Origin of the sequence: Aurantimonas marina, assembly GCF_017183135.1 — a bacterium.
Classification (GTDB): Bacteria; Pseudomonadota; Alphaproteobacteria; order Rhizobiales; family Rhizobiaceae; genus Aurantimonas; species Aurantimonas marina.
Map to the genome: position 1 here is coordinate 30,056 of NZ_JADDXW010000020.1, position 25,399 is coordinate 55,454.

The following is a 25,399-nucleotide window of genomic DNA, read 5'->3' on the forward strand; positions in this document are numbered from 1 at the left end:
TCCATGCCGCACGTCACGCTCTCGGAGATCGAGGAAGCGGCCGGCCGCATCGCCGGCCGCGTCTGCCGCACGCCGGTCGATCATTCGCCCAGCCTGTCCGATCGCGTGGGCGTTCCCGTTCATCTGAAGCACGAACACCGCCAGATCACTGGCGCATTCAAGCTGCGCGGCGCGACCAATGCACTCCTGCAGCTTTCCCCTGACGAACGCGCCAGGGGCGTCGTCGCCACGTCCACCGGCAATCATGGACGCGCGCTCGCCCATGCCGCCGCGGCCGAGGGCGTGCGCTGCGTCGTTTGCATGTCCTCGCTGGTCCCGGCCAACAAGCTGGAGGCGATCAAGGCGCTCGGCGCCGAGATCCGCATCATCGGGCGATCTCAGGACGAGGCGCAGGTCGAGGTCGAACGGCTGATCGCCGAAGACGGAATGACCGGTCTTCCGCCTTTCGACCACCCTCATATCGTCGCCGGCCAGGGCACGATCGGTCTGGAGATCGTCGAGGACCTGCCGGACGCGGCGACCGTGCTGGTGCCGCTGTCGGGCGGCGGCCTGATCGCCGGTATCGCCGTGGCGGCCAAAACCCTGCGACCCGAGATCCGGGTCGTCGGCCTGTCGATGCGACGCGGGGCGGCGATGGCCGCAAGCCTTGCGGCCGGGCATCCGGTGGAGGTCGAGGAACTGCCGACCCTCGCCGACTCCCTCGGCGGCGGTATCGGGCTGGCGAATGCCTGGACCTTCGAGACGACGCGCGCGCTGGTCGACGACATCGTGCTGCTCGACGAGGCGGAGATCGCGGCCGGCATTCGCCACGTCTACGAGATGGAGCGGGAGATCGTCGAGGGCGCCGCGGCCGTCGGCGTCGCGGCGCTGCTCGCCGGCAAGGTCGAACCGACCGGCGCCACGGTCGCGCTCCTGTCCGGCCGCAACATCGCCATGGACCTGCATCGCCGTGTCGTCAACGGCGCGGACGGGCTGGAGGAGACCGACTGATGTCCGAGATGCGTATCCTCACGCAGAGCGATCTGCGTGCGCTGGTGCCGCTCGATCTGGCGGCGGTCGACGCGATCGAAGCCGCCTTCGCCGCGCTGGCGACGAGGGCAGTGGCGATGCCGCCGATCCTGCGGCTCGACATTCCCGAGCATCGCGGCGAAGTCGACGTGAAGACCGCCTATGTGCCGGGCCTCTCCGGCTTCGCCATCAAGATCAGCCCGGGCTTCTTCGACAATCCGAAGCTCGGCCTGCCGAGCGTCAACGGCATGATGGTGCTTTTCTCGTCGACAACGGGCCTCGTCGAGGCGCTGCTGCTCGACAACGGGTATCTCACCGATGTGCGGACCGCCGCCGCCGGCGCCGTCGCGGCCCGGCATCTGGCGCGGTCCGACGCCCGGGTCGCCGCGATCCTCGGCGCCGGCGTCCAGGCGCGGCTGCAGTTGCGAGGGCTCAAGCTGGTCCGCCCGATCGCCGAGGCGCGGATCTGGGCCCGCGATCTCGAAAAGGCCGAGGCCACAGCAGCGGCGCTGTCGACCGCGCTGTCGATCCCGGTTGCGGCGGTTTCCGACGCCCGGGCAGCCGTCGCCGGCGCCGATGTCATCGTCACCACGACCCCGTCCGAGACACCGATCCTCGAAGCCGGCTGGCTTGCCCCCGGTCAGCACGTCACCGCAATGGGATCGGATGCCGAGCACAAGAACGAAGTCGACCCCGCCCTCGTCACCCGTGCCGACCTCTACGTCGCCGACAGCCTCCAGCAGACGCGCCGGCTCGGCGAGTTGCACCACGCCATCGCCGCCGGCCTCGTCTCGGCGGACCGCGCCTTTCCCGAACTCGGCGAGATCGTCTGCGGGCGCCTGTCCGGCCGGGCCGACGCAAAGGCGCTGACATTCTGCGACCTCACCGGAACCGGTGTCCAGGACACGGCGATCGCCACACTTGCCAATGCCCGTGCCGTGGAAGCCGGCGCCGGCGCCCTCTTTACCAGCTGATCTTCCTCCAACAGGTGCATCATGACAGAGCCGACGCTCAACTTTACTCGCGCCGAGTACGCCACGCGCCTCGCAAAGACCCGCGCGGCCATGGCGACGAAGGGGATCGACCTCCTCTACGTTTCCGACCCGTCCAACATGGCCTGGCTCACCGGCTATGACGGCTGGTCGTTCTATGTCCACCAAGGGGTCCTGGTGCCGCCTGAGGGCGAGCCGGTCTGGTTCGGCCGTGGACAAGATGCCAACGGCGCCAAGCGGACCGCCTATCTCGCCGCCGACAATATCGTCGGCTATGCCGACCACTACGTGCAGTCCACCGAGCGTCATCCGATGGCCTTTCTGGCGACGGTGATCGCCGATCGCGGCTGGGATAAGCTCGTTGTCGGCGTCGAGATGGACAATTACTGGTTCTCGGCAGCGGCCTTTGCGTCGCTACAAAAGCATCTGCCGAATGCCCGTTTCGTAGACGCGACCGCGCTGGTCAACTGGCAGCGCGCGGTCAAGAGCCCGCAGGAACTCGACTATATGCGGATCGCCGCCAAGATCGTCGGCGCCATGCACCAGCGTATCGTCGACACGATCGAGCCCGGCATGCGCAAGTGCGATCTCGTGGCCGAAATCCTCGATGCCGGAACGCGCGGTGTCGAGGGCTATGGCGGCGACTATCCGGCGATCGTGCCCCTGCTGCCGTCGGGTGCCGACGCATCCGCGCCGCATCTGACCTGGGACGATCGGCCGATGCGCCGGGGCGAAGGCACCTTCTTCGAGATCGCCGGCTGCTATAAGCGGTACCATTGTCCGCTGTCGCGCACCGTCTTCCTCGGCAAGCCGACGGATGCCTTCCGCGATGCCGAAAAGGCGACGCTCGAAGGCATGGAGGCAGGCTTGGCCGCGGCAAAGGCCGGCAATACCTGCGAGGACATCGCCAACGCCTTCTTTGCCGTCCTGAAGACATATGGGATCGTCAAGGACAACCGCACGGGCTATCCGATCGGCCTGTCCTATCCGCCGGACTGGGGCGAGCGGACGATGAGCCTTCGCCCCGGCGACCGGACCGAGCTCAAGCCCGGCATGACCTTCCATTTCATGACCGGGCTGTGGCTCGAGGACATGGGCCTGGAGATCACCGAATCGATTGCCATCACCGAGACCGGCGTGGAGATTTTAGCCGACGTGCCGCGCCAGCTCTTCGTCAAGGATTGAGGCCAATGTTGATGAGCGACCCGCTAACCCCTTCGCCGATCGTCGCCACGGTGGACTTCGAGGCTGACGGCATCCAGCACGGCTTCCTGCGTCTGCCCTACAGCCGCGACGATTCCGCCTGGGGCTCTGTCCTGATCCCGATGACCGTCGCCAAAAACGGCGCCGGACCGACGGCGCTGTTGACCGGCGGTAACCACGGCGACGAATATGAGGGTCCGATCGCTCTGTTCGACCTCGCCCGCCAGCTGTCCGTCGATGCGCTCACCGGCCGTGTCATCATCTTGCCGGCGCTCAACTACCCGGCGTTCCGCGCCGGCACCCGCACCTCGCCGATCGACAAGGGCAATCTCAACCGCAGCTTTCCCGGCGCGCCCTACGGCAATCCGACGGAAAAGATCGCCGACTACGTCACCCGCCATCTCTTACCGCTCGCCGACGTCGTGCTCGACTTCCACTCCGGCGGCCGCACGCTCGACTTCCTGCCCTTCGCGGCCGCACATATACTGGAGGACAAACGGCAGGAGGCGGCCTGCTTCGCCGCCGTCGCCGCCTTTGGCGCGCCGTGGTCGGTGAAAATGCTGGAGATCGACGCGGTCGGCATGTTGGATACGACCGCGGAAGCGATGGGCAAGGTGTTCGTCACCACCGAACTCGGTGGTGGGGGCACCGCAACCGCGCGGACCGCAGCGATCGCCAAACGCGGCACCGCCAATTTGCTGCGCCACGCCGGCATCCTGAAGGGCGCGGTCGAGCATTACGACAGTCGCTGGCTCGACATGCCGTCTGCCGACTGCTTCACCTTCTCCGAACTCGACGGCATGATGGAGCCGCTCGTCGATCTTGGCGACCCGGTGGTCAAGGGTCAGCCGATCGGTCGTGCTTGGCCGATCGACCGTACCGGTTCGGCTCCCTTCGAATTTACCGCCAAGATGGACGGTATCCTGGCGGCCCGGCACTTTCCCGGCCTCGTCCGGGCCGGCGACTGCATCGCCGTTCTCGGAACGATTTGAGGTCCCGGTGAGGCGAAGCCTTACTTCATCCGTGAGCTCGCAGATGCTCCATTGCAACGGGCGTCGAGATTCAGGCCAAGCTGTTGCAGGTTTGCAGCCAGCGGCGATTGCAGAATTGGCGCGTCTCGCCTTGGACCAACCGATGAGACGTGCGCGCTCCTGCGACCCAGCCGTCAATGCGGATGCTGGCCGAGGCGGGAATGGAGCCGGGCGTCATGCGTCTTGAAGTGCTCGGTGAACCACGGGTCCAGTGCCGCGACCAGCCGGTCGGCCTGCGGCCCGGTGCCGGTTTCATAATCGCTCATGATATCCCGCAGTTCATCGAGGAGCCGCTCGTGATCCGCCTTGTGCTCGGTCAGTTGGTCATAGTCCTCTTCGCGCATGAACTTCTCCTCCAGCGCGAAATGCGCCGATATCCCGCGCAAGAGATCGCCGAAGGCCGCGTCCGCATCGCCCCCGTTCGCCAGCGCGTCGCCCAGCCGGTTGACGAGATCGATCAGTTCCTTGTGCTCGTGATCGACGGCCGGAACGCCGACGCTATAGCTGTCTTTCCATTCCATCCGGGGCATCGGTGCTCCTCTCACAAAAAATCAGTTGAAGACAAAGCCGCCCTGCTCGGCGCGAAAGTCGATGGCGAGATTTTGCTCCGCCGTAAGGGTAATGCGGCGCGCGGCCTCGTAGTCGAAGCCCTCGGCGCGCCCAGTGTCGGCCAGGCGGACGGCGATTTCATGGTCGCCCGCGCCGAGCGGGAAACGCTTGTACACACGAGCCGGGCCGTCGCCGGCCAGGCCGCTCGGCGGCAGTTCGGCGCGAAGCGCCGGCTCACCATCGATGTCGAGTTCGAGCCGAAGTGCCGCGCGCTCGCGATCGCAGATCTCCCGCTTGCGCATATTCGCCGGCAATCTCGCCAGTTCCTCTGCGTCGAGCTGTCGGCAGTTGCGCGCGCCGCCATGGGTGAAGCTGAGCTTCACCAGCCCCATCCCCTCCGGCAGGCTCCGCCATGACGGCGCGGCGGAAAAAAACGCCGCGCCGGTGGCGACCAGCGTCGTCACGGCGGTACCGAGGATCAGGCGGCGGACCCGGCTCATGGCTCGACCTCCTCGATCGACTGGGCGGACTGCCGCGTCGCTCCCGCCGACGGACGAACATCGGCTGGCAGCGCGGCGAGACGCTCCTGGAAGGCTCCCAGTTCGCGCGCAAGCCGCGCCGTTTCCGTCGGCCCTGCCCAGATCGTCGCCAGCCGGGCGCGCGGCACCCGGGCGCGCAGATAGGGATCGCGGGTCGCCGCGATACGCTGCTCGGTCCATTCGATGCCGAACCGGTGCTGGCATTCCCGCTCGGCGCAACCGGCGATCGCCACGCCATCGGCCAGATCGCGCGACAGGATGAAGTCGATCAGCGATGGCGCGGTCATAGCAACACAGGGCAGCACCACGCGTCCCGGCATATCCCTTCCCGCCGCGCCATGGGCGCAGGCCAGCGTCAGCACCCGTCCCGCCCCTTCCAGCGTCTCGGCGGCCTCGATTACCTGCTCGCGCACCATCTTCAGGGAGAGGTCAGGCAGGTCGATCCCGGTCACCAGATCGATGGAGCGGCGGAACGGCGTCGAAGACGGGCATGAACCCATGCAGATGCCGCAGGCGACGCAACGATCGGGGTCGACTTCGGCCTGGTGGGGAAACGGTGCGCCATCGGTGCGCGGCACCAGTGTGACCGCGCCATAGGGGCAGTCCTCGACGCAGCGGTTGCAGCCGTTGCAATGGTCGAGGAACACCTCGACCGGCGCTGGTCGAGGCTTGGGCGGCAGCCACGGCAGGGCCGTGATTCCGACGGTAAAGAGCACCACCCCGGCCCAGATCACGCCCGCCGGCACCAGATCCATCACCGGATAGAGCGGTAGGACGAACCAGTCGATCCCGACCTGCGCCGGCACCTTCGCCAGGTCGGCCGCTGCTTGCGAGCGGGCCGGCAACAGCAGCGAGGCGATCAAAAGGCCCGCCAGAACCATGCCGCCAAGTTCCCGCGACGGCGCGGTCCGGGCATTGGTGATCCGCTGGATATGAATCCACATCACCAGCAACAGGATCAGTGGCACTGCGATGTGGAGGAACACCAGGAGAGTGAAAAATCGCCCGCTCAAAGCGTCGGGCGTGAGAAAATTCCGTGCCACCGGCTCGCCGAAGATGGGCAGCCAGTCGAGCAACTCGGTGCTGGCGATGGCGACATATTGCGCCAGACGATCCCAGACCAGCCAATAGCCGGTGATGCCGCAGATATAGACCAGCCAGATCAGTGGGACACCGGTGATCCAGGAGAACCACCGCGCGCCGCGATGGCGCCCCCTGGCGAACTCGCGCACCAGATGGACCAGCATGACCGCGATCATCAGGTCGGACGCGTAGCGGTGAAAACTCCGCGCGATGCCGGCGTGGAACCAGTGGTCGTTGGTCAGCCACTCGATCGACGTATAGGCATTCACCACGCCGGTATCGAAGAAGATGAAGAGATAGACCCCGGTGGCCGTGACGATCCAGAACAGGAACCAGCCGAGCGTACCAAGCTGGGCCATCGGATTCCATTCCGGCCCGAAGACGGCGTCGAGCGCCCGTTCGACCCGGTCGAAGCCGCGGCAAAGAACCGTCCCGAACGCGCTCATGCGCGGCTCCGTCCCCGACCGGCCAAGCGCCGGTTGCCGAGCCAGAGCCGCAGGATAACGATCCCCGTCAGGATCAGCGAGAGCCCGCCGAGCACGATGCCGAAGCCGATCGCATAGTCGAATTCATAGACGCCGGTCGCCGGGTTGTAGGTCGTACAGATGAAGCCGATGCGATCGATCAGGGACTGCGGGCTCAGATCCTTGAGCCGGATGCCCCAGACCAGTTCCTTCATCGGCTCGAGAAAGACCTGGATCGGGAAGTCGTCACCGTAGATCTGGCGGTAGACGCGGCCTTCAGCGTCGAGGAGCGTCGTCTGGGTGATATGCTCGAAGCCGCCGGCGGCGGCGCGATAGCTGAAACCGACATCGGCGAGAAGCCGCCGCAGCGTCGCCGCGTCGGCGCTGGCGATCCGCCAGTCCGCCTCGGGAATACGCTGCGTTTTGGCGAAGGCGTCGAGCCGGGACGGCGTGTCGTTACGGGCGTCGAAGCCGAGTGTCAGCACCGAGAATTGCCCCGCGCCGAAGACCTCGCGCGCTTCCTCCACCGCCTCGATCACCCGCTGCGTCGTCGGCGGACAGACCGACGCGCAACTCGTATAGACGATGCTGACCACCAGCGGCCGGCCGCGAAGCTCGGCCAGCGGGAGCGGCGCGCCATGACGGTCGACCAGCGTATAGTCACCGACGAGCCCGCCTACCGCGGCCTCGCTCGCGGCCACCATTTCGGCCGGGTCGAAGCTCTCGGCGCCCTGCACCCGCAACGGCAAGAGGGCGGCGAGGAGGAGCGCTGTCGCGATCAGGCCGCGGATCAGATCGCCCATCGGACCGCGGCGTCGAGATAGACGCCCGTGACAAGCAGCGCGAATTGCACGAGCGAAGCGCGAAAATTGGCCATCGCAGTCTGCCGCGACGGCGCCGCCAGGAGCTGGACCGAGCGCCACAGGAACAGTCCGCCGCCACCGAGCGCGAAGACGCCATAGACCGGGCCCATGCCGGTGGCGAGCGGTAAGAGGGAGAGCACCAGCAACACGGCCGCATGGCCGAGGATGATCGGCGCCCATACCTCTTCGGACACGATCACCGGCAGCATCGGCACGCCGCTCCGCCGGTAATCGTCGCCCTTCGCCGCCGCCAGCGACCAGAAGTGCGGCGGCGTCCAGAAGAACATGACGAGGGCGAGGATCACCGGTGTCGCCTGCATTTCGCCGCCGACCGCCGCGGCGCCAGCGAGGATCGCGAAACTGCCGGACGCGCCGCCCACCACGATGTTCCACACGCTCCGCCGCTTCAGCCATACGGTATAGACCCAGCCATAGGTGATGGCGCCGAGAAACAGCCAGAACGCCGCCAATGAACCTCCGACCGACCAGGCCATGACCAGCGAGGCGAGCAGCAGCCCGGCGAAGGTCACGGGCCAGACCGGACCGGGCTTCAGGCGGCCGCTGGCGAAGGGCCGGGCATGGGTCCGCCGCATGTCCCGGTCGCTCTCGCGCTCCCAGTAATGGTTGAAGGCGCCGGCCGCGCCGCTGGCGCCGAGGACCGCGAGCAGGAAGACGCCGGCCTGGAGCGGCGAGAGCGCGCCCTCGCTGGCCAGCATCCCGGCCAGCGCCGCCAACGCGACGGCGAAGCCTATCCTCAGCTTCAGGATCGAACCGGTTATGCGGAGCGCGGCCAGCATCGCTTCGCCCTCACCGGAACAGCCAGAGATCGGACAGATACTTCCAGTTCACGAAGTAATAGAGCACGAAGGAGACAAAGAAGATCGTCACCAGCACGATCGTGCCCGGCAGCTTCACCGTCCCCTCGCTACCGTAGTGCGATGCCGCATACGGTCCCTGTGCATGCAGCGGGAAGTGCATCGGCTGCCCTCCGGCGGTGTCGAGCTTCTTGCCGAACAGCACGGTGCCGACCGTGATCAGGATATAGAGCGCGCCACCCAGCCCAGCGATCAGCGCGAAGATACCGTTCAACCCCATCATCAGGAAGGCGCCGGGCGCATACTCGAAGGCATGCACCGCATCGGTCAGGGTGATGTCCCAATGCCGACGTGCGACGCCGAGCGTACCCGCTCCCATCATGAACAGCGAGATCCCCGCGGCCCCGATGCCAAAGAGATAGGGCTGCCACTTAGCCAGCTTCGGCCAGATGACCTCGCGCTGGAAGATCAGCGGCAGCACCAGATAGGTGACCGCCATGAAGGCGAGCGTGGTGCCGGCGACGACTGTGCCATGGAAATGGCCGGGAACGTAGATGGTGTTGTGCATCAGCACGTTGAGCTGCTCGGTGCCGAGCACGACGCCGGAGATGCCACCGATGAAGCCGAACATGACGAGGCTGAGGAACATTCCCGAAAAGGCCGGGTTGCCCCAGGGCGCCTTCTGCAGCCACTCGAACCAGCCCTTCCGGAAGCCGTTGCGCCGCTGCGCCGCCTCGATCGAGCCGGGCACGGTCATGCCGTGGATCATCGAGCCCATGACGGCCAGATACATCATGTAGGAGGTGTTGATGATCTTCCACTCGGCGCTCATGCCGGGCTCGGCGAGCAGATGGTGCGCCGAGGCGAGCTGCAGGAACAGGATGTACATCAAAAAGGCGGTCCGGCTGACCTTCTCCGACAAGGGCTTAGCCCCCACCACCAGCGCCGCGATCAGATACCAGACCGAGACATGGGCTGAAACGTTCATCTGCTGCGAGGAATGGCCCATCCCCCACCAGACGACCTTGTACATCAGCGGATCGATGTTCGAGATCAGCCCGAGCGACCAGAGCCAGGTCGGGATCAGGATGATCGCGCCGGACGCGATGGTGAACACCGCGATGATAGCCGCCGTCAGCGCGCCGAAGGTGACCAGCGGGATCGACCCCTCATAGGTGCGCTCGGCGCGGGCGATGACCAGGGTTCCGAAGAAGACGGCGACGCCGATCAGGGCGCCGACGGCGAACAGGATGAGCGACAGATAGAACCAGGACGACGCCATCATTGGTGGATAGGACGTGAACATCACCGACGAGTCGCCGCGCAGCACCGCGTAATTCGCCATCAATGCGCCGACGAGCATCAGTACGAAGCCGAGCCATGCGAATTTCGGCGCCGCGATGCGGGAGTTCAAAAGGATCGCCGAGGCGAAATAGAGGATCGCGATCTCAAAGAAGATGATCCAGAACAAGAGCACATTGGCGCCGTGGCCGGTCAGGACCAGATAGAACCACTCGGCCGGCAGAAGATGCACAGCCGGCCAGCGGGTCAGCGCGACCGCCACCCCCATCAGCCCGCCGAGCAGCAGAAAGACGACGGCTGCCACCGCATTGGCCTTGATCAGCCGCTGGGCGGCGATGTCGACCTTCAGCCCCGTGTAGCCGCATTTGCGGAAGACCGCCTCGGAGAAAGCACCAGGCGCGATGCCTGCATCGATCGTGGTCATGGCGCTCTCCTTTATTCAGTCACGCGAATCCGGCCGGTCATCTGATGATGGCCGATGCCGCAATATTCGTTGCAGACGATGCTGAATTCCCCGGACTCAGTCGGGGTCAGGTTGATGACATGCTCGTATCCGGGATGGACCTGGATGTTGATGTTGGTGGGCTGCAGCGAGAATCCGTGCTGCCAGTCGGCCGAACTCATATGGATACGATAGCTCTGATCCTTCTTCAGCTCGAGGATCGGCCACCACTCCCACAGCCGGGCGAGAAGGAAGACATCCTCGCCGGCGGGCGGGCGGACCACCGGTACGCCCTCCTCCTCGCCGACCTGCCATTGCTCAGCGAACGCCTCGACCTTCTCGACATATTTGTCGGGGTTGATCCGGTAGGTCTCTGTCGACAGATTCTGCTCGCCGATGAAGTGCCAGGCGATCATGAAGAAGAACATGAACAGGCCCCAGAGGAAGGCGATGACGATCCAGCTCAGCTCGATCTTGTGGATCGGCTCGTTCCACCAAATCCGGTTCTGGGGAGGGGTGATGGCCATCTCGGGGTCCTATTGAGCGAGTGGAATCGAGGCGATCTCCATCACGCCCCAGATCAGGTAGAGAACCGTCGGAATCGTGATCCCGAACACCAGCAGCAGGAACGGATTGTCGAGCAGTCGCTGCATGAAAGGGATTCGCTCCGGTCGCGGAGTGTCCTGTTCATCGGCCATGATGGTCCCTTCCCTTCCGGAGGTTCACGAGACCTTTCAAGAATACTCACGCCCGGCCGGCGCGGCTTGACCAAAGTCAAGTATCGAAAATTCGCTGCAAAGAGCGCCTGCGCGAGTTGCCGAACGTTATTCCGCCGCTCAAGCCGCGACTTTCCCGGCATGCATCGACAGCGCGACCGCGACGATCGGCGCGATCTCCGACCGCGTTCCCACGGGATCGAGTATCGGGCCGGGAAAGGCCACCTCGGCGAGAGCCCGGGGCAAGTCGACATCGACATGCCCCGCCCGCCCGGCAAAGAACGGCAGGCACAAGGCCGGGCCGCCGAGCCAAGCCGCCTCGGCCAGATACGGAGCCTCGTCCACGAAGCCGACGCGAATTTCGCGAAACAGCCCGGCGGCGGCGATGAAGCGCGCGGCCTTCTCGGCGGCTTCGCGTGGCCGGGGATCCGACGGCGATCCATGCGCGGCGAGAAGGATCGTGGTCTCCTCCAGCGATAAATCTCGCTCCGACGCAGCGCGGCGTACGCAATCGAGGCAGAGCGCGTGCAGGGCCGGATCGAGTCCCAGCGGCGACAACATCGAGAAGGAGCCGTCGCGGAGCTCGCCGATCCGTCGCGGCAATTCGCGGCTGACGAACCAGCCGTCCGACATGAACAGCGGATAGATCGACACTTGCCGGTTTCCGAGCGTATCGAGCGCCGCTTTCAGCGTGTCTCGACCGGCTAGCGTCGCCCCGCGAATGGCCCAGCCGGGGAGCCTCGCCGCCACACGATCGGCCAGCGCGGTAAGCTCCGCCTCCGGCCGCTCGGGCGCCGAGGGGGAACCGTGCGAGACGATGAGCGCGGCGCGCGGCTCAGTGGCTGGTGCCATCCGAAAAGCTGATCTTGTTCCAGACATTATACTTCCCCGAGGGCTTTCTCATCGGCAACCGGGTGACTTCCTCAAGCGTCTTCGCGTCGTAGACGATGACCGCACCGTCATCCTCCCAGACGCTGACCAGCGCGTGCTTGCCCCCCCGGTCGAACTCGACATGGGCGACGGTGGCGCCGGGAACCGGGCGCAGGGTCTCGACGATCTCCAGCGTCTGCTTGTCGATCACATGCATCGCGTCCCGGTTCGGGCCGAAGAACACGTCGGCCCAGACATAGCGGCTGTTTTCGTGACTGCGCAGGAAGAAGCCGGGACCGAGGGTCTCGATCGTTTCGACCACCTGCCAGGTCTCGATGTCGATGACCGAGAGCCGCGCCTCCTTCAGGTGCGGCGTCGCCATCACCCGCCGGCCGTCCCTGATCCAGGAGATGCCCGAGCCGAGATGCGGCAGGCCGGGCAGCGGCAGCTCCGCGATCTCACGACCGACGGTCAGGTTCACGACCACGCCGCGTTCGCCGTCGCGCGCCGCGCCAATCAGGTGGCGGTAATCCGGCGTGAAGAAGAAGTCGTCGAGCGGGCTCGTCACCGCAATCCGGCGCAGAGCGAACAGCCCCTTTGACCCCGCGACCGCCTCGACCATCCCCTTCTCGTAACTGTGGACATAGCCCTCATAGACCGGCGCGGCATCGGGATCGGTCGCGATTTCCCAAATTTCCGGCGCGTCCTTGAGCGCCAGGATGAAACTGTCACGCTGCGGCGCCTGATAGACGGCAGACACGCGCGAGGGCGTGCCGTCCTTGTCCACCACATCGAAGACCTTCTCCACCGACAGATCGGCGGTCGCAAGGATGGTCAAGGTGCGCGGCAGATAGTTCGCCACCGCCAGATGCTTGCCGTCCTTGGAGATCGCGATGTTGCGGCTGTTCAGCCCGGCGCGGATACGGCCGATCTCGGCAAGGCTCCACAGATCGTATTTCTGCACCCAGCCGTCGCGCGACATGATGAAGACGAACCGTCCGTCGGGCGTGAATTTCGGCCCGCCATGCACGGCGAAGGGCGTCGGGAAACGATCCAGCACCGTAAAGCTGTCCCCGTCCAGGACACTGACGTGATGATCGCCGGTTTCGACGACGAGGAACAGGTTCAGCGGATCGGCATCGAAGGCCGGGGCCGTGACGGGCACATAGTCCGGGTCGAGCGTCCGGGTTCGTTCGATCTGCTCCGGACCCCAGTCCGGTATTTTTGCCAGCGACGCGATCAGGTAATCGCCAAGGGCCGCGATCTCCTCGGGGTTCAGGGAAGCGGCGAAGCCGGGCATCTGCGTCGACGCGCGGCCTTCGGCGATCACCGCGCCAAGTTTTGGGCCCCGCATCCGCTCCAGTGTCTCCGGGATCAGCGCCGGGCCGGTGCCGCCGAGTCGGTCGGCGCCGTGGCATTCGGCGCAATACCGTGAATAGAGCGCCCGTGGCTCGCCCTCTGCCGCGCCGGCGAAGACCACCAGCAACAGGCTAGTGAAAACGATGAACCGGATCATGGCTCTTTCCCCGAAACGGCGTGACAGTCAGGCGCCCGGCCGCTTTGACCCCGATCTCGGCGTCGCTCATGTAGCAGGCCGGATCCTCGGCCCAGGGATCACCCGTGAGCTGGAGCGCGCGGATTCGGGTATTGCCGCCGCACACGCTCTGATAGGTGCAAGCTCCGCAACGGCCCTTCAGCGGGCGCGGACGGCGGCGCAGCTGCGCCAGCATCGGGTCGTCACCGGTCCACAGCTCGGAGAAGCGGTGCTCCTTGACGCTGCCAATGGTGTAGTCCGACCAATAGGTGTCGGGATGCACATTGCCCTGCGGGTCGATATTGGCCACGCCCAGACCGGAGGAATTGCCGCCCCAGGCCTCCAGATGTGCGCGCAGATGCGCGACCCGCTCGGCCGGGAAAAGGCGTTCGGCCCAGCGTAGAAAGCACACCGCGTCGGCGTCGTTGTTGCCGGTGACGATCTCCAGTGGCATGCCTTCGGCCGCCGCGACCCAGGCGCGGTCGATCAGAAGCTCCATCGCGTGACGCGACCGCGACCAGCCGGCGTCCTCGCAGCGGTGCTTGTCGCCGCGTCCGGCATAGACCAGATGCGACAAATAGAACTTGTCCACCCCTTCCGCATCGGCCAGCGCCAGAATCTCGGATAGCTGATGGGCGTTGTCCTCGGTGATGGTGAAGCGCAGGCCGACCTTGATACCGCGCTCCTTGCAGGCCCGCACACCCGCCAGCGCCTCGTCGAAGGCGCCGACCTTGCCCCGGAACCAGTCGTTGGTCTCGCCGATCCCGTCGAGGCTGATGCCGACATAGTCGAAGCCGATTTCGGCCACGCGGTCGGCCGCCGCGCCGACGATGGCGGTGCCATTGGTCGAGAGCGCGAGATACATCTTCATCTGCCGCGCCCGCTCGGCAATCTCGAAGACGTCGCGGCGGGCCAGCGGTTCACCGCCGGAAAGGATCAGCGCGGGGATACCGAAATCGCCGAGATCCTCCAGCACGCCCATCGCCTGGTCATGGGACAGCTCTCCGGGAAACGCCACATCCGCGGAACTGGTGTAGCAGTGGCGGCAGCGCAGGTTGCAGCGCCGGGTCAGGTTCCAGATCACCACCGGCTTGACCGGCCCCCGGCGCGCGCACACCGGGGCCGGGTCGACCAGTTGACGCATGTAATGCGAGAGGCGGAACATCAGCGCCCTCCTTTGCGGCCGAGCCGCAGACCGGTTTTCTTCAGGATGCGCGTCGAATAGAGGATGTCGCCGCTGCGGCGGGCGGGACCAAGCAATGCCGCGATGCGCTCGCGCTTTGCCTCGACTTCGTCGCGGTCGCTGCCATGCACCATGGCGAAGAGATTGAAGGGCCAGACGGGTCGCGCGCGGGGCCGCAGATAGCAGTGCGAGACAAAGTCGAGCGCACCCACCTCGGCGCCAAGCCGCGCCGCCGCGCTGTCCTCCACGTCCCAGACCGTCATGCCGTTGGCGACCATGCCGAGCGCGTAATGATTGGGCGCCGCCCCGATGCGGCGGATCACGCCGCGTTCCCGCATGACCGCCATGCGTTCGATCACCTCGGCTTCGCCCAGTCCCAACTCCGCCGCGATCGCCGCATAGGGCGCGGGCGTCAGCGGAAGCCCCGCCTGAGTAGCCTCGATGATCCCCCGGTCGATCGCGTCGATGCTCATGCCGCCACCCTGAAACCGATGAAGAATTCCTGCAGCTTCGGAAACCGCAGCACGGCAAGCCCCGTCTCCGCCTCGATTTCATCGGCAACGGCCTCGACTGCCTCCGCCATTTCGGTCGCCAACACGAACCACATGTTGAGACGATGCTCGCGTTGGTAATTATGCGCGACCTCCGGATGGGCGTTGACCGCAGCCGCCACGGCCTCGAAACGCCCGGCCGGGACATCCATCGCGCACAGGCAAAAGGCCCCTCCGAGCGCGGCCGCGTCGTAGAACGGGCCGAAGCGCGTAATCACACCGGTTTCGCGCATGCGGCCCAGCCGTGAAATCAACTCGCCCTCGCTCAGGCCGAGCCGCGTCGCCGCCTCCGCATAGGGACGCGGTGTGAGCGGAAATCCTTCCTGCAGGGCGTTGACGATCAGCCGGTCGGTCGCATCGAGTCCAGGCGCGGGATGACTCATGCCGCTGCTCCTTCCGTGGCCGCCACCAACGCTCCCGTCTGCTTGAAGCAGCGAATGCTGAACAGCACCCGATGCGGCGTATCCTGAAGTCCGACTTCGCGGCTGGCGCGCTCGAGCACCGCCATCGCCTCGCCGCGGCTGCGGGCATGGATCATGCAGTAGAGCGTATAGGGCCAGGCACCGGGGGCCGGGCGTCGTTGATAGCAGAGCGTGACGCCAGGCACGGCGGTGAGCGCCGGGCCGACGCGGCCCGTATCGGCCTCGTTGGTTTCCCAGACAACCATGGCGTTGGACCGCCAGCCAAGCGCGCGATGACGCACGATGACACCGATCCGCGACAGGATACCTGCTGCGGCAAGCGCCTTGACCCGTTCCAGCACGTCCGCCTCGGACCGGCCGAGCGCGCGGCCCAATTCGGCGAAAGGACGGGGCACCAGCGCCAGCCCGGTCGAGAGTGCCTGTATGATCGGTCGGTCCCCCGGCTCCAGTACGCCCGCGTCGACATGTTCCCGCGCCGGCGGCACCCGACCGGTGCCGTCGAGCGCGAAGCCAAGATCGACGTTGAACGCGCGCACCAGCGGAAGATCGAGCACCTCCAGTTTCGTGAAGGCGCGTATCCGGCCAAGCGTCGCGTCGATATGCGCCCTGTCGGGACCGGTCACCACGAACCAGATGTTCCAGCGGTTCTCGCGCAGATAGGAGTGGTTCACGCCCGGCTCGCCGCCGATGAGGGCGGCGATCTCGTCGATCCGCCATTCGGGAGCCGCGACGGCGGCCAGCGTGCTCGCGCCCGCGGTCCCAGGCCGGCAAGTGGCGCCGACGCGGCTGACGGCGCCAATCGCCATCAATTCGGCGAGCCGGCCGAGAACGTCCTCCTGACAAAGGTCCATCCGCTCGGCGATGGCGGCAAAGGGTCGCGGCACCAGCGGAAAATCCCGCTGCCAGTTATCGAGCAGCACGCGATCGATGGTGTCGATGGTCAAACTCATCGCTCACAGCCCCGTCCGGTGGGCGCGCGCGGTAAAGAATATCCCCGACGGGCTCTCCGCCGCGATCTCGCCAAGCTTCTCGAAACTGCGCGCATCATAGATGTCGATGCGCCCGGCATCGCGGACCGAAACCCAGACCTCGTGGCCGCGGGCGGTGAATTCCAGGTGCAGCACGGCGGGTCCCGGCGTCAGCGTATGGATCACCTCGCCCGAAAGCGTATCGATCACCTCGATCGTGTCGTTCAAAGGGTGAGCGAAATTGACCCAAACCTGGCGCCCGTCCGGGCGGGCGACGGCGAAGACGGGCTGGCCGTGGGTGGCTGTGCGCCCCACCTCAGCCAGCGTTCGCGCGTCCACCCAGAGCACCTCGTGCCGCCCGACGGCGGGCAGGACAAAACGGTCGCCCGCCAGCGCCCAGCCTTCCAGATGAGGCATCTTGTAGACCGGCAGTGCTTCCTCGCCCTTGCCGTAGCCCGACAGAATCCGCCGCGGAACCGGCGGCTCCTGCCACAGATCGAGCGCCGTCAGCCCGTCCTCGCCGAACAACCCCGCGATGTAGCGCCGCCCGTCGCCGGTGATCAGCGCATCATAGGGGTTTCGGCCGATCCCGCCGATCCGGGTGATCGCCGGCTCCTCGCCGGAAAAGTCCGCGATCCACGTCTCCCCCGCGTCCCAAAGGGTGAAGACGAAACGCCGCCCCGGCGCGTCGACCAGACCGATGGTCTTCGACCCGGTCGGGATGTCGGCGACGCTCTCCAGCGTTTCGGCATCGAAGACGCGCACGCCGCCCGGCTCGTAATTCGAGACTGCGACGAGTTGCCCGTCGTCGGAGATCGCACCGCCGATAGCGTTGCCCGATTGCACGATGCGGCCGGCGATCGACTGGGTCAGCAGATCGACCTTGGTCAGTCCGCCGTCGCGTCCGAAGACGAAGGCGAAACGCTCGTCCGCCGAGAACACCACCGAGGCATGGGACAGATCGCCCAGGCCCTCGACCCGCCCGATGGCGGCGTGCTCGGACTGGTCGATGATCAGCAGCGAGCCGGTGGCCCGTTCCACCACCACGCCCAGATCGCCGGTGGCACGGGGCTCCTGCGCCTGGGCGACGCCGAGGAAAACCGCGAACACCAGCATGGTTAGACCAAGGGAAAAGCCACGGCTCATTCATTGCCTCCGTCCAAGAGATAGTCGGCGATCCAGGCCGCCTCTTCATCGCTGAGGAGCGGGCGCCAAGGCGGCATCGCGGTTCCCGGGACGCCATCGAGAATGATGGCGACAAGCCCGTCGGGCTCCGTCCCGGCCAGCGTCTCGGCGCGGATATCCGGCCCCAGCCCGCCTTTCAGCGTCATTCCGTGGCATGAGCCGCAATCCTGCAGCACCAGACGCTCAAGTTCAGCTGCCCGGCCCGGCGGCAGCTCCTGCGCCAACGCCGACGCCCCGACAACGAGCCAAAGGGCCACCAGAACCTCACGCATGAGCCAACGGCGCATGAACGGCGGCCAGATGCGTGAACAATTCGGCGGGTGACGAGCGGTAAAGCGAGACGACATCGCCGATCAGGAACAGCACCGGGCCGGTGAGACGCGCCTCAGCCATGTCGCTCGCGATCCGCTCCAGATGGGAGGTCAGCCGCCGCTCGCGCGGCGTCGTCGCATTGGCGATCACCAGCACGGGCGTCGCCGCGGGCATGTCGTGTGCGATCAGCCGTTCGGAAATCTCCGCGATATTGGCGGCCCCCATATAGACGACCAGCGTGGTCTGGGTGTCCGCCAATCCCGGCCGTTCAAGGTCGAGCGGCCTGTCGCTCCGGCAGTGTCCGGTCACGTAGCGCACGCCCGTCGCCAGCCCGCGATGAGTCAGCGGCACACCGGTGACGGAGGCCGCCCCCTGCGCCGCCGTGATGCCGGGGACGATTTCAACCGGAACACCCGCGGCCCGCAAGGCTTCGGCCTCTTCCGAACCGCGACCGAAGATGAAAGGGTCGCCGCCCTTCAATCGCACCACCGTCTGCCCTTCGAGTGCCAGCTCGACGAGGATTTCGTTGATCCGCTCCTGCGGAACCGGATGAGAGGTCGGCGCCTTGCCGACCGGCACAAGCCGCGCCGTCGACGGCGCCAGCGCCAGCACCTCGGGCGACACCAGACGGTCATGGACCACGACATGCGCCAGTTCCAGAACGCGCGCCGCTTTCAACGTCAAAAGCTCCGGATCGCCCGGACCCGCCCCGACCAGAAACACCCGACCACGCGTCTTCATAGCTTTCTCCCCGACTGATCGAGTCGGGGCAGCGTGTGCCGCCGCCCCGGGGCGCGCGTCAGTAGACGTCCTGGCGCGTGTTAAAGACGTTGAACTTGCCGGTCGGCGTGACCAGGCGCTCGTCCTTGATCACATGCTTGAGTTCCAGCGTCTTGTCGTCGACGATGACGATGGCCGAGACCAGATCCTTGGCGTTCCAGACCGAGAACCAGATCTCGTCACCCGCCTGATTGAACTCACCCTGAACGACCCGGGGTTGGCCTTCCGCGATTCCCGCCCATTCGACGATCGGCAGAACCGTGTATTCGGGCTCTTCCTTGTCGAGTTCGTCGACCTTGAAGACCGCGATCGAGGCGGTCACCTCAGCGTCGGGATTCAGCGGCGCGTCGACATACAGATGGTTCGAGGTCGGGTGTGACTTCACGAACAGCGAACCGCCGCCCAGTCCCTCGAGCTGCTGCACCACTTTCCAGGCGTTGTCGGGATGTCCTTCTGGGTCGGTTCCGATCAGCGCGATGGTCTCGTCGCCCAGATGCGACGTCGCCCAGACCGGCCCGTAGACGGGATGGTTCAAATTGGCGCCACGGCCGGGATGGGGCGTCTCGCCGCCAGTCTCCAGCAACGCCGTCAGTTCGCCTTCCTTGGTGTCGATCACCGCGACCTTGCCCCGCGCATTCGCGGCGGTCAGGAAATAGCGCTTGGTGGAGTCGAATCCGCCATCATGCAGAAACCGCTCGGCCTCGATCTCGGTGACCTTGAGGTTCTCGATATCGGAGTAGTCGACCAGCAGGATCTTGCCGGTCTCCTTGACGTTCACGATGAACTCGGGGCGGAAATGCGACGCGACGATCGCCGCCACGCGTGGCTCGGGGTGATATTCCTGGCTGTCGTAGATCATGCCCCGCGTCGAGACGATCTTCTTCGGCTCCAGCGTGTCGCCGTCCATGATGACGTATTGCGGCGGCCAGTAAGCGCCCGCGATCGCGTATTTGTCTTCCCAGCCCTCCATCTTCGAGGTCTCGACCGAGCGCGCCTCGGCACCGATCTTGATCTCGGCCACCGTCGCCGGCGTTTCCATCCACAGGTCGATCATGTTGACCTTGGCATCACGGCCGATGACGTAGAGATAGCGGCCCGACGCCGAGATGCGGCTGATATGCACCGCGTAGCCGGTGTCGATCACCGTATGAATCTCGTAGGTCGCGCCGTCGATCAGCGCGACCTGGCCGGTGTCGCGCAGGGTCACGGAAAACAGATTGTCGATGTCGATATCGTTCATCTTCTCCGTCGGCCGGTCCGCCGGCGCGACCAGAACCTTCCAGGTCTTGAGCATCTCCGGCATGCCGAACTCCGGCGGTGCCGGCGGCTCGATCAGCAGGTAGCGGGCCATCACATCGATCTGCTCGTCGCTCAGATCGCCGCTGGTCCCCCAGTTCGGCATGCCCGCAGGGGAGCCATAGGTGATGAAATCGCGCAGATACTCGTAGCCGTTCTCGCGGGTGATGTCGGGGGTCAGCGCCTTGCCGGTCGCGCCCTTGCGCAGGACCCCGTGGCAACCAGCGCAGCGCTCGAAATAGAGCGTGTTGGCGTCCTGGAACTCCTCGGGCGTGATCACGGGGTCCTCGGGCTTGCGGCCCGGCACCTCGACATTGAGCTCGCCGAGCGTCGTCATGCTGGGCGAATAGGCCGCGGCCGGATCGTCCCCATGCCCCTTCGGCTTCTCCTGTGCGGCCGCGCCCGTCGCCGCCAGCGCGAGCGGTAAGGCGATGCTGGCTAGGAGCCTCAGGCTCCGCATATCGCGAATGGTTTTCATGGGATGTCCTCCGTGGCGCTTGCAGGTTCCGAGGGAAGGATGCGCCCGCTCGCCCGGTTTACGCCTTGACTTTGATCAAGGTGCCGAAGGGGAAGCGGCATCATCGTGATGAAGAGCGAAAGGACGTTCCGTAATGCGGCTGAGGCAGGCCTTGATCATATTCGTCATGGCCTTCGTCTCCACGGATCTGGGAGACGGCGCGCAGGGCGATGGCCTGCTGCAAGTCAGAAGCGAGCACGTGGCGGTCGCGCCCGACCTGGCCCTGGCCGCGCGTCTGTTCGGTGTTGAGGGAACTCTCCGCGTAACGCGGCAGGAAGGGGCGGTGCCGAGTTGGTCGGTCACGGCACCGGACGGCCCGATCGGCCATATCGCCTCGACCTGGGAAATCGCGGAATCCGTCGGCTATTCGGGACGCCCGATCGATATCCTCGTCGCCGTGACGCGCGACGGCCGGATCGCGGGTGCCCAGCTCATCCGCCAAAGCGAGCCGGTCCTGACTCTCGGAATTTCTGAATCGGACATCGCCGACTATGTCGACGGCTTCGCCGGGGTCGATCTGACCCGCCCGCCGACCATCGACTTCGCCGACCGCCCCGACCTTCCTGATGTGATCTCGCGCGCGACCGTGTCGACCGGCGTGATCCGCGACGCCATTTTGCGGACCGCCCGCACGCTTGCCTTGGCGCGAGGGCGGGGCACGGCGATCGACCAGATCGGCTTCAGACCGATGTCCTGGGACGCGCTGCTGGCTGAAGGGGCGCTCGCGCGCACTACCGTCAGTCTCGATCAGGCGCGCGTGGCGCTGAGCGCCGCCAAGATTCCGCCACCGCCGGGCGGGGCGCCGTTCCTCGATCTCTGGGTCGGGATTCTCGACCCGCCGACGATCGGGCGAAACCTCCTCGGCCAAGCGCTTTTCACACGGGCCATGGCGGTATTGGGCCCCGGCGAGACGGCGTTGTTTGTCGCATCGCGCGGCCTGCACTCGCATCGGGGCACGGACTGGCGTCGCACCGGTGATTTCGACCGGATCGCGGTGACCCAGGATGAGGAAACCATCACCTTCGACAGCGGGGACTATCTCAGGATCGACCGCCTCGCGGCCGCCGGCGCACCGGACTTCAAGGAAATGAGCCTCTTCCGGCTACCCGCCGACCGCTTCGATCCGGCCCTATCGTTCCGGGTCGAGGTGACGGCGAACCGCGACACCGGTGGCGAACCTGTCTCGATGCGCATACCGGTTGATTATACCTTGCCCGACCGGTTTCTTCTGCCGCCGGAGGTGGAGCCGGAAACCGAGCCGCTGTGGGTTTCGGCCTGGCAGCGCAAGCGGTTCGAGATCGTCGGCGTCGGCCTGATGCTGACCACCCTTGCGGTGATCCTTTTCCTGCAGGAGGCGTTCGTGCGCCGTCCCGCCCTCTGGCGCTGGGGTCGGATCACATTCCTGACGGTGACGTTGGTTTGGCTGGGCTGGATCGCCGGCGGGCAATTGTCCGTCGTTCAGGTGGTTGCGTTCCTGCAGTCGCTGCTGACCGGCTTTCGCTGGGAGACGTTCCTGATCGAGCCGGTGATCTTCATGCTCTGGGGCTTCGTCGCCCTCGGGCTCCTGTTCTGGGGACGCGGCGTATTCTGCGGTTGGCTCTGCCCCTTCGGCGCGCTGCAGGAGCTGACGAACGGGATCGCCAGGCGCCTCCACGTTCCGCAAATCTCGGTGCCGTTCGTGGTTCACGAGCGCCTCTGGGCCATCAAGTACACCGCCTTCGTCGCGATCCTCGGCCTGTCGTTCTACTCGATGGATCAGGCGCTGGTGCTGGCCGAGATCGAGCCCTTCAAGACGGCCATGTCGATGCATTTCATGCGGGCCTGGCCCTTCGTTCTTTTCGCCGTGGCGCTTCTCGTCGCGGGACTGTTCATCGAGCGGTTCTACTGCCGCTACCTCTGCCCCCTCGGCGCGGCGCTGGCGATCCCAGCCAAGCTCAAGCTGTTCGATTGGCTGAATCGCCGTCCCCAATGCGGACGCGAATGCCGGCTTTGCGAAACCAGATGCATGGTCGGCGCCATCGATCCGATCGGGCGGATCAATCCCAATGAATGCGTGCTTTGCCTGCATTGCCAGACGATCTACCACGATCCGAAAACCTGCCTGGTGCTGAAGCGACGCGCCCGTCCGACGGCCCCGACCGCGCGGGAGAACACACCGTGAGATCTTGCCTGACCCGGCGCCGCTTCATGACGATCTGCGCCGCCGCCGCCCTGCCCCGCCAGGCTCTAGCCGAGGCGCCGGTGACACGCTGGCGAGGCGCGGCACTGGGCGCCGAGGCCTCCATGACGCTGGTCGGAATAGGGGGTGACACCGCCGACGAGATATTTGCCGCCACACAGGCCGAGATCGACCGGCTCGAGGAAATTTTCAGCCTGTATCGCGCCGGTTCCGCGTTGGCACGCCTGAACCTTGAAGGAAGGCTGGGTACCCCGCCCGCCGAGCTGGTCGAGCTCCTCGCTCTGTCGGATTCGCTCCAAGAGGTGACCGGCGGCGCGTTCGATCCAACGATCCAGCCCCTATGGCAATTGCACGCTCTGGCCGCGCAGGAAGAACGGCGCCTCGAAGCCGACGAGATTGCCGAGGCCATGAGACGGACGGGTTGGATGCAGCTGCGTCACAGCCCGGACGCGGTCGGCTTCGAGCGCGACGGCATGGCGTTGACGCTCAACGGCATCGCGCAAGGATACATCGCCGACCGGGTGACGGCGCTGGTTCGCGCGCGCGGACTGACGGACGTTCTGATCGACATGGGCGAGATCGCCGCTCTCGGCCGCCGCCCCGATCGAATGCCTTGGCGCGCCGCGATCGCGACGCCGGACGGCGGGATCGTCGGCGAAGTCCCGCTCGGCGATCGCGCGCTGGCGACGTCGGCGCCGCTCGGCACGCAATTGGACAAGGCCGGCCGCGTCGGTCACATCCTCGACCCGCGGACGGGGCGCGCCGAAGCCCGCTGGCGGCTGGTATCCGTGGCGGCAGACAGCGCGGCGCTGGCCGACGGCCTTTCGACCGCCTTTTGCCTGATGCCCCGCCATGCGATCGAAACGGTCCTGCAGGTCCATCCGAACGTATCGCTCGAAGCAATCCTTTGACGCTGTGATCATCGACAGGCGCGCGAACGATGACGGGGCGGTCATCGACCTGAACGCCGCCACCCGCCAGTTTCTCAGACCGCCAGCGCGGGCGCAAGCTCCGGCGGCAGGTCGAATTCGGCGGCGACGCGTGCGCGGCCCTCTGCCGACATCTTGCGGGCGGTCTTGGCGACGATGCCGAAGATTTTTTCGTGGTCGTGGCTGGCGGCGAAATCCGCGAAATACCAACGCAGGAACACCAGGCAGATCACGTCCTCCAACATCTGCACCTCCGGGTCGCGCTTGATCGCCTCCTTGCGCAGCATCTGCGCCACGCGCGCGCCGTCGGCCTCGCAATAGCCCGCCGCGATCATCAATTCCGCCACCCGCGCGCCATGCGCCAGCGCCTGTGCCCTCCGCCAGGCGTGATAACCCTCGCGGCCGTCTGGGTACGCACGTCGCGGCAGCTTCCAGCGCTCGATGTGCTGGCCGCGCGCCGCGATCCGCAGATGCTCGGACGCACCCGGACAGATTCGATCGAGCTCCCCTGACATCCGCCGGCCATAGACCAGCGCCGCCGGTTCCCGCGTCTCCGCTTCCAGCGCCGGATCGGCGGCGTTGGCGCTGTCGATCGCCGCGATCACCGTCTCGAGCCGTCCGCTCATTGGGCCTTGCTCCACGCATCGGCACGGTCCTCTTCGACATAGGAGCGCAACCGTCCGACATCCGCGATGGCGGCGTGATTGTGGCTGATCGCCACGCCGTTCTGCTTCAGTCGCGCAAAGGCGCGGGACAGGCTTTCCGGCTTCATGCCCAGCCGCCCCGCGATCAGCACCTTGTCATAGGGCAAGGTCACGGTGCATGCGCCTTCGGCGACGGGGCAGAGGTCGAGCAGGAATTCGGCCAGCCGTTGCGCACCGGTCTGGGCCTTCAGTTGCTCCACCTGTTCAACCAACGCGTGGAGGTGCTTGAAGGTCGCCGCCAGCATCGAGATGCAAAGCTCCGGCTGCGACTTCATCATCTGCAGCACCACTGCCGCAGGCACCTGCATCAGCCGGCAATCGGTGACCGCCTCGGCGGCGACCGGATAAACGTCGCCGCGAAACGCCACCGCCTCGCCGAAGCTTCGGCCCTTGGTGAAGGTTCCGACCACCGCCTCCGCCCCGTTATGCGCGATCCGGAACAGCTTCACCCATCCTTCCAGCACGATATAGACGCTGTTGGCGGTATCGCCCTGCAGGAAGATCGTCGCCGATCGGCCAAACTTCCGGACGTCGGACCGCGCCAGGATCATCTCGGCGACATCCTCGGGTAGGCTGGCCAGGAGGATGGACCCCTTTGCGATCTTCCAGTCGCCTTCCCGCTGCATGGGTTTCTCCGATTATGATTTGGGGTCAACGAACGCCCAAACCTAACACCCGATGCCGCTCCGGGATCAATGCGGAGGAACCCGGAACCGGTCCCCGTGCTGAAAATAGCTGCATAGCGTCGAGCCTGCGATGACGAAAAGCGATACAGCGCCCCAGGTCGCGCCGATCCGCTCGGCATCCATGGCGCCCTCGTGCTGGCCGCGGCCGCGGCCATGATCCTGCTCCTCCTCGCCCACCACGACAGCCCGGAGCCGGATGCAGGGCGTCTGTCCCGGTATTACGACGACCCCAGCAAGGTCGGCATCGTCCTGACCATGGCCTGGGCCGTCTTCGGC

Annotated in this window: 25 protein-coding genes; 6 read left to right on the forward strand and 19 right to left on the reverse strand. The window is 66.1% G+C overall.

The features are described from left to right. The first annotated feature begins 3 nt into the window (after positions 1 to 3). From eutB to doeB, 4 genes are read left to right on the forward strand one after another with little or no spacing between them, the layout of a single operon-like run. Positions 4 to 990: a hydroxyectoine utilization dehydratase EutB gene (gene eutB, locus ING15_RS17370; RefSeq protein WP_206456108.1), complete on the forward strand. Its 987-nt coding sequence runs from the start codon at positions 4 to 6 to the stop codon at positions 988 to 990. Next, the gene (gene eutC, locus ING15_RS17375) at positions 990 to 1,982 is read left to right on the forward strand and encodes an ectoine utilization protein EutC (protein WP_206456109.1); all 993 of its coding nucleotides are present in this window, start codon (positions 990 to 992) and stop codon (positions 1,980 to 1,982) included. Before eutB ends, eutC begins: the two co-directional genes overlap by 1 nt. 21 nt (positions 1,983 to 2,003) lie before the next feature. After that, on the forward strand, positions 2,004 to 3,185 hold the full coding sequence (gene doeA / locus ING15_RS17380) for an ectoine hydrolase DoeA (RefSeq protein ID WP_206456110.1): 1,182 nt from the start codon (positions 2,004 to 2,006) through the stop codon (positions 3,183 to 3,185). Between the two features lie 5 nt (positions 3,186 to 3,190). Next, positions 3,191 to 4,195, forward strand: coding sequence for a N(2)-acetyl-L-2,4-diaminobutanoate deacetylase DoeB (gene doeB / locus ING15_RS17385; protein WP_206456111.1), 1,005 nt, complete (start codon positions 3,191 to 3,193; stop codon positions 4,193 to 4,195). Between the two features lie 173 nt (positions 4,196 to 4,368). On the opposite strand, the gene ING15_RS17390 is transcribed toward doeB, so the two are convergent. From ING15_RS17390 to ING15_RS17470, 17 genes are all read right to left on the reverse strand, one after another. Continuing rightward, positions 4,369 to 4,764 carry a bacteriohemerythrin gene (locus ING15_RS17390; protein ID WP_206456112.1) on the reverse strand — a complete coding sequence of 132 codons (396 nt, stop codon included), beginning with the start codon at positions 4,762 to 4,764 and terminating at the stop codon, positions 4,369 to 4,371. Positions 4,765 to 4,785: 21 nt separating this feature from the next. Continuing rightward, positions 4,786 to 5,283 (reverse strand): hypothetical protein, encoded by a 498-nt coding sequence (locus ING15_RS17395; protein WP_206456113.1) that lies wholly within the window; start codon positions 5,281 to 5,283, stop codon positions 4,786 to 4,788. After that, positions 5,280 to 6,851, reverse strand: a complete 1,572-nt coding sequence (locus ING15_RS17400; protein ID WP_206456114.1) for a cytochrome b N-terminal domain-containing protein — start codon at positions 6,849 to 6,851, stop codon at positions 5,280 to 5,282. Before ING15_RS17400 ends, ING15_RS17395 begins: the two co-directional genes overlap by 4 nt. Further along, positions 6,848 to 7,672 carry an SCO family protein gene (locus ING15_RS17405; RefSeq protein ID WP_206456115.1) on the reverse strand — a complete coding sequence of 275 codons (825 nt, stop codon included), beginning with the start codon at positions 7,670 to 7,672 and terminating at the stop codon, positions 6,848 to 6,850. The genes ING15_RS17400 and ING15_RS17405 overlap by 4 nt, the downstream gene beginning before the upstream one ends. Next, a complete protein-coding gene (gene cyoE / locus ING15_RS17410; RefSeq protein ID WP_206456116.1) occupies positions 7,660 to 8,529 on the reverse strand; it encodes a heme o synthase in 870 nt (289 codons plus the stop codon). The genes ING15_RS17405 and cyoE overlap by 13 nt, the downstream gene beginning before the upstream one ends. A gap of 10 nt (positions 8,530 to 8,539) precedes the next feature. Continuing rightward, positions 8,540 to 10,273, reverse strand: a complete 1,734-nt coding sequence (locus tag ING15_RS17415) for a cbb3-type cytochrome c oxidase subunit I (protein WP_206456117.1) — start codon at positions 10,271 to 10,273, stop codon at positions 8,540 to 8,542. Positions 10,274 to 10,284: 11 nt separating this feature from the next. After that, positions 10,285 to 10,818, reverse strand: a complete 534-nt coding sequence (locus tag ING15_RS17420; RefSeq protein ID WP_206456118.1) for a cupredoxin domain-containing protein — start codon at positions 10,816 to 10,818, stop codon at positions 10,285 to 10,287. Positions 10,819 to 11,127: 309 nt separating this feature from the next. Then, a complete protein-coding gene (locus tag ING15_RS17425) occupies positions 11,128 to 11,859 on the reverse strand; it encodes a sirohydrochlorin chelatase (protein WP_206456119.1) in 732 nt (243 codons plus the stop codon). Continuing rightward, positions 11,843 to 13,393 carry a cytochrome D1 domain-containing protein gene (locus tag ING15_RS17430; protein ID WP_206456120.1) on the reverse strand — a complete coding sequence of 517 codons (1,551 nt, stop codon included), beginning with the start codon at positions 13,391 to 13,393 and terminating at the stop codon, positions 11,843 to 11,845. Before ING15_RS17430 ends, ING15_RS17425 begins: the two co-directional genes overlap by 17 nt. Continuing rightward, the gene (nirJ, locus tag ING15_RS17435; RefSeq protein WP_206456121.1) at positions 13,368 to 14,576 is read right to left on the reverse strand and encodes a heme d1 biosynthesis radical SAM protein NirJ; all 1,209 of its coding nucleotides are present in this window, start codon (positions 14,574 to 14,576) and stop codon (positions 13,368 to 13,370) included. Before nirJ ends, ING15_RS17430 begins: the two co-directional genes overlap by 26 nt. Further along, positions 14,576 to 15,067: a siroheme decarboxylase subunit beta gene (ahbB, locus tag ING15_RS17440; protein WP_206456122.1), complete on the reverse strand. Its 492-nt coding sequence runs from the start codon at positions 15,065 to 15,067 to the stop codon at positions 14,576 to 14,578. Before ahbB (ING15_RS17440) ends, nirJ begins: the two co-directional genes overlap by 1 nt. Beyond that, positions 15,064 to 15,528, reverse strand: coding sequence for an Lrp/AsnC family transcriptional regulator (locus ING15_RS17445; protein WP_206456123.1), 465 nt, complete (start codon positions 15,526 to 15,528; stop codon positions 15,064 to 15,066). The genes ahbB (ING15_RS17440) and ING15_RS17445 overlap by 4 nt, the downstream gene beginning before the upstream one ends. Continuing rightward, the gene (gene ahbB, locus ING15_RS17450; RefSeq protein ID WP_206456124.1) at positions 15,525 to 16,517 is read right to left on the reverse strand and encodes a siroheme decarboxylase subunit beta; all 993 of its coding nucleotides are present in this window, start codon (positions 16,515 to 16,517) and stop codon (positions 15,525 to 15,527) included. Before ahbB (ING15_RS17450) ends, ING15_RS17445 begins: the two co-directional genes overlap by 4 nt. A 3-nt stretch (positions 16,518 to 16,520) precedes the next feature. Beyond that, the gene (locus ING15_RS17455) at positions 16,521 to 17,681 is read right to left on the reverse strand and encodes a cytochrome D1 domain-containing protein (protein WP_269812758.1); all 1,161 of its coding nucleotides are present in this window, start codon (positions 17,679 to 17,681) and stop codon (positions 16,521 to 16,523) included. Then, the gene (locus tag ING15_RS17460; protein WP_206456125.1) at positions 17,678 to 18,007 is read right to left on the reverse strand and encodes a c-type cytochrome; all 330 of its coding nucleotides are present in this window, start codon (positions 18,005 to 18,007) and stop codon (positions 17,678 to 17,680) included. The genes ING15_RS17455 and ING15_RS17460 overlap by 4 nt, the downstream gene beginning before the upstream one ends. After that, positions 17,985 to 18,773: a uroporphyrinogen-III C-methyltransferase gene (gene cobA / locus ING15_RS17465; RefSeq protein WP_206456126.1), complete on the reverse strand. Its 789-nt coding sequence runs from the start codon at positions 18,771 to 18,773 to the stop codon at positions 17,985 to 17,987. Before cobA ends, ING15_RS17460 begins: the two co-directional genes overlap by 23 nt. Positions 18,774 to 18,831: 58 nt before the next feature. Beyond that, positions 18,832 to 20,586: a nitrite reductase gene (locus ING15_RS17470; protein WP_269812759.1), complete on the reverse strand. Its 1,755-nt coding sequence runs from the start codon at positions 20,584 to 20,586 to the stop codon at positions 18,832 to 18,834. Between the two features lie 133 nt (positions 20,587 to 20,719). Between ING15_RS17470 and ING15_RS17475 the strand changes: the two genes are divergently transcribed. Both ING15_RS17475 and ING15_RS17480 read left to right on the forward strand, forming a co-directional pair. Then, positions 20,720 to 22,786, forward strand: a complete 2,067-nt coding sequence (locus tag ING15_RS17475; RefSeq protein WP_206456127.1) for a 4Fe-4S binding protein — start codon at positions 20,720 to 20,722, stop codon at positions 22,784 to 22,786. Continuing rightward, positions 22,783 to 23,715, forward strand: a complete 933-nt coding sequence (locus ING15_RS17480; RefSeq protein ID WP_206456128.1) for an FAD:protein FMN transferase — start codon at positions 22,783 to 22,785, stop codon at positions 23,713 to 23,715. Before ING15_RS17475 ends, ING15_RS17480 begins: the two co-directional genes overlap by 4 nt. 74 nt (positions 23,716 to 23,789) lie before the next feature. Here ING15_RS17480 and ING15_RS17485 read toward each other — a convergent pair whose 3' ends face one another. Together ING15_RS17485 and ING15_RS17490 are read right to left on the reverse strand one after the other, a co-directional pair. Continuing rightward, positions 23,790 to 24,359, reverse strand: coding sequence for a DUF4202 domain-containing protein (locus ING15_RS17485; RefSeq protein WP_206456129.1), 570 nt, complete (start codon positions 24,357 to 24,359; stop codon positions 23,790 to 23,792). Further along, entirely contained in the window at positions 24,356 to 25,063 is a 708-nt protein-coding gene (locus tag ING15_RS17490) for a Crp/Fnr family transcriptional regulator (RefSeq protein WP_206456130.1), read from the reverse strand. Before ING15_RS17490 ends, ING15_RS17485 begins: the two co-directional genes overlap by 4 nt. Positions 25,064 to 25,399 lie beyond the last annotated feature (336 nt).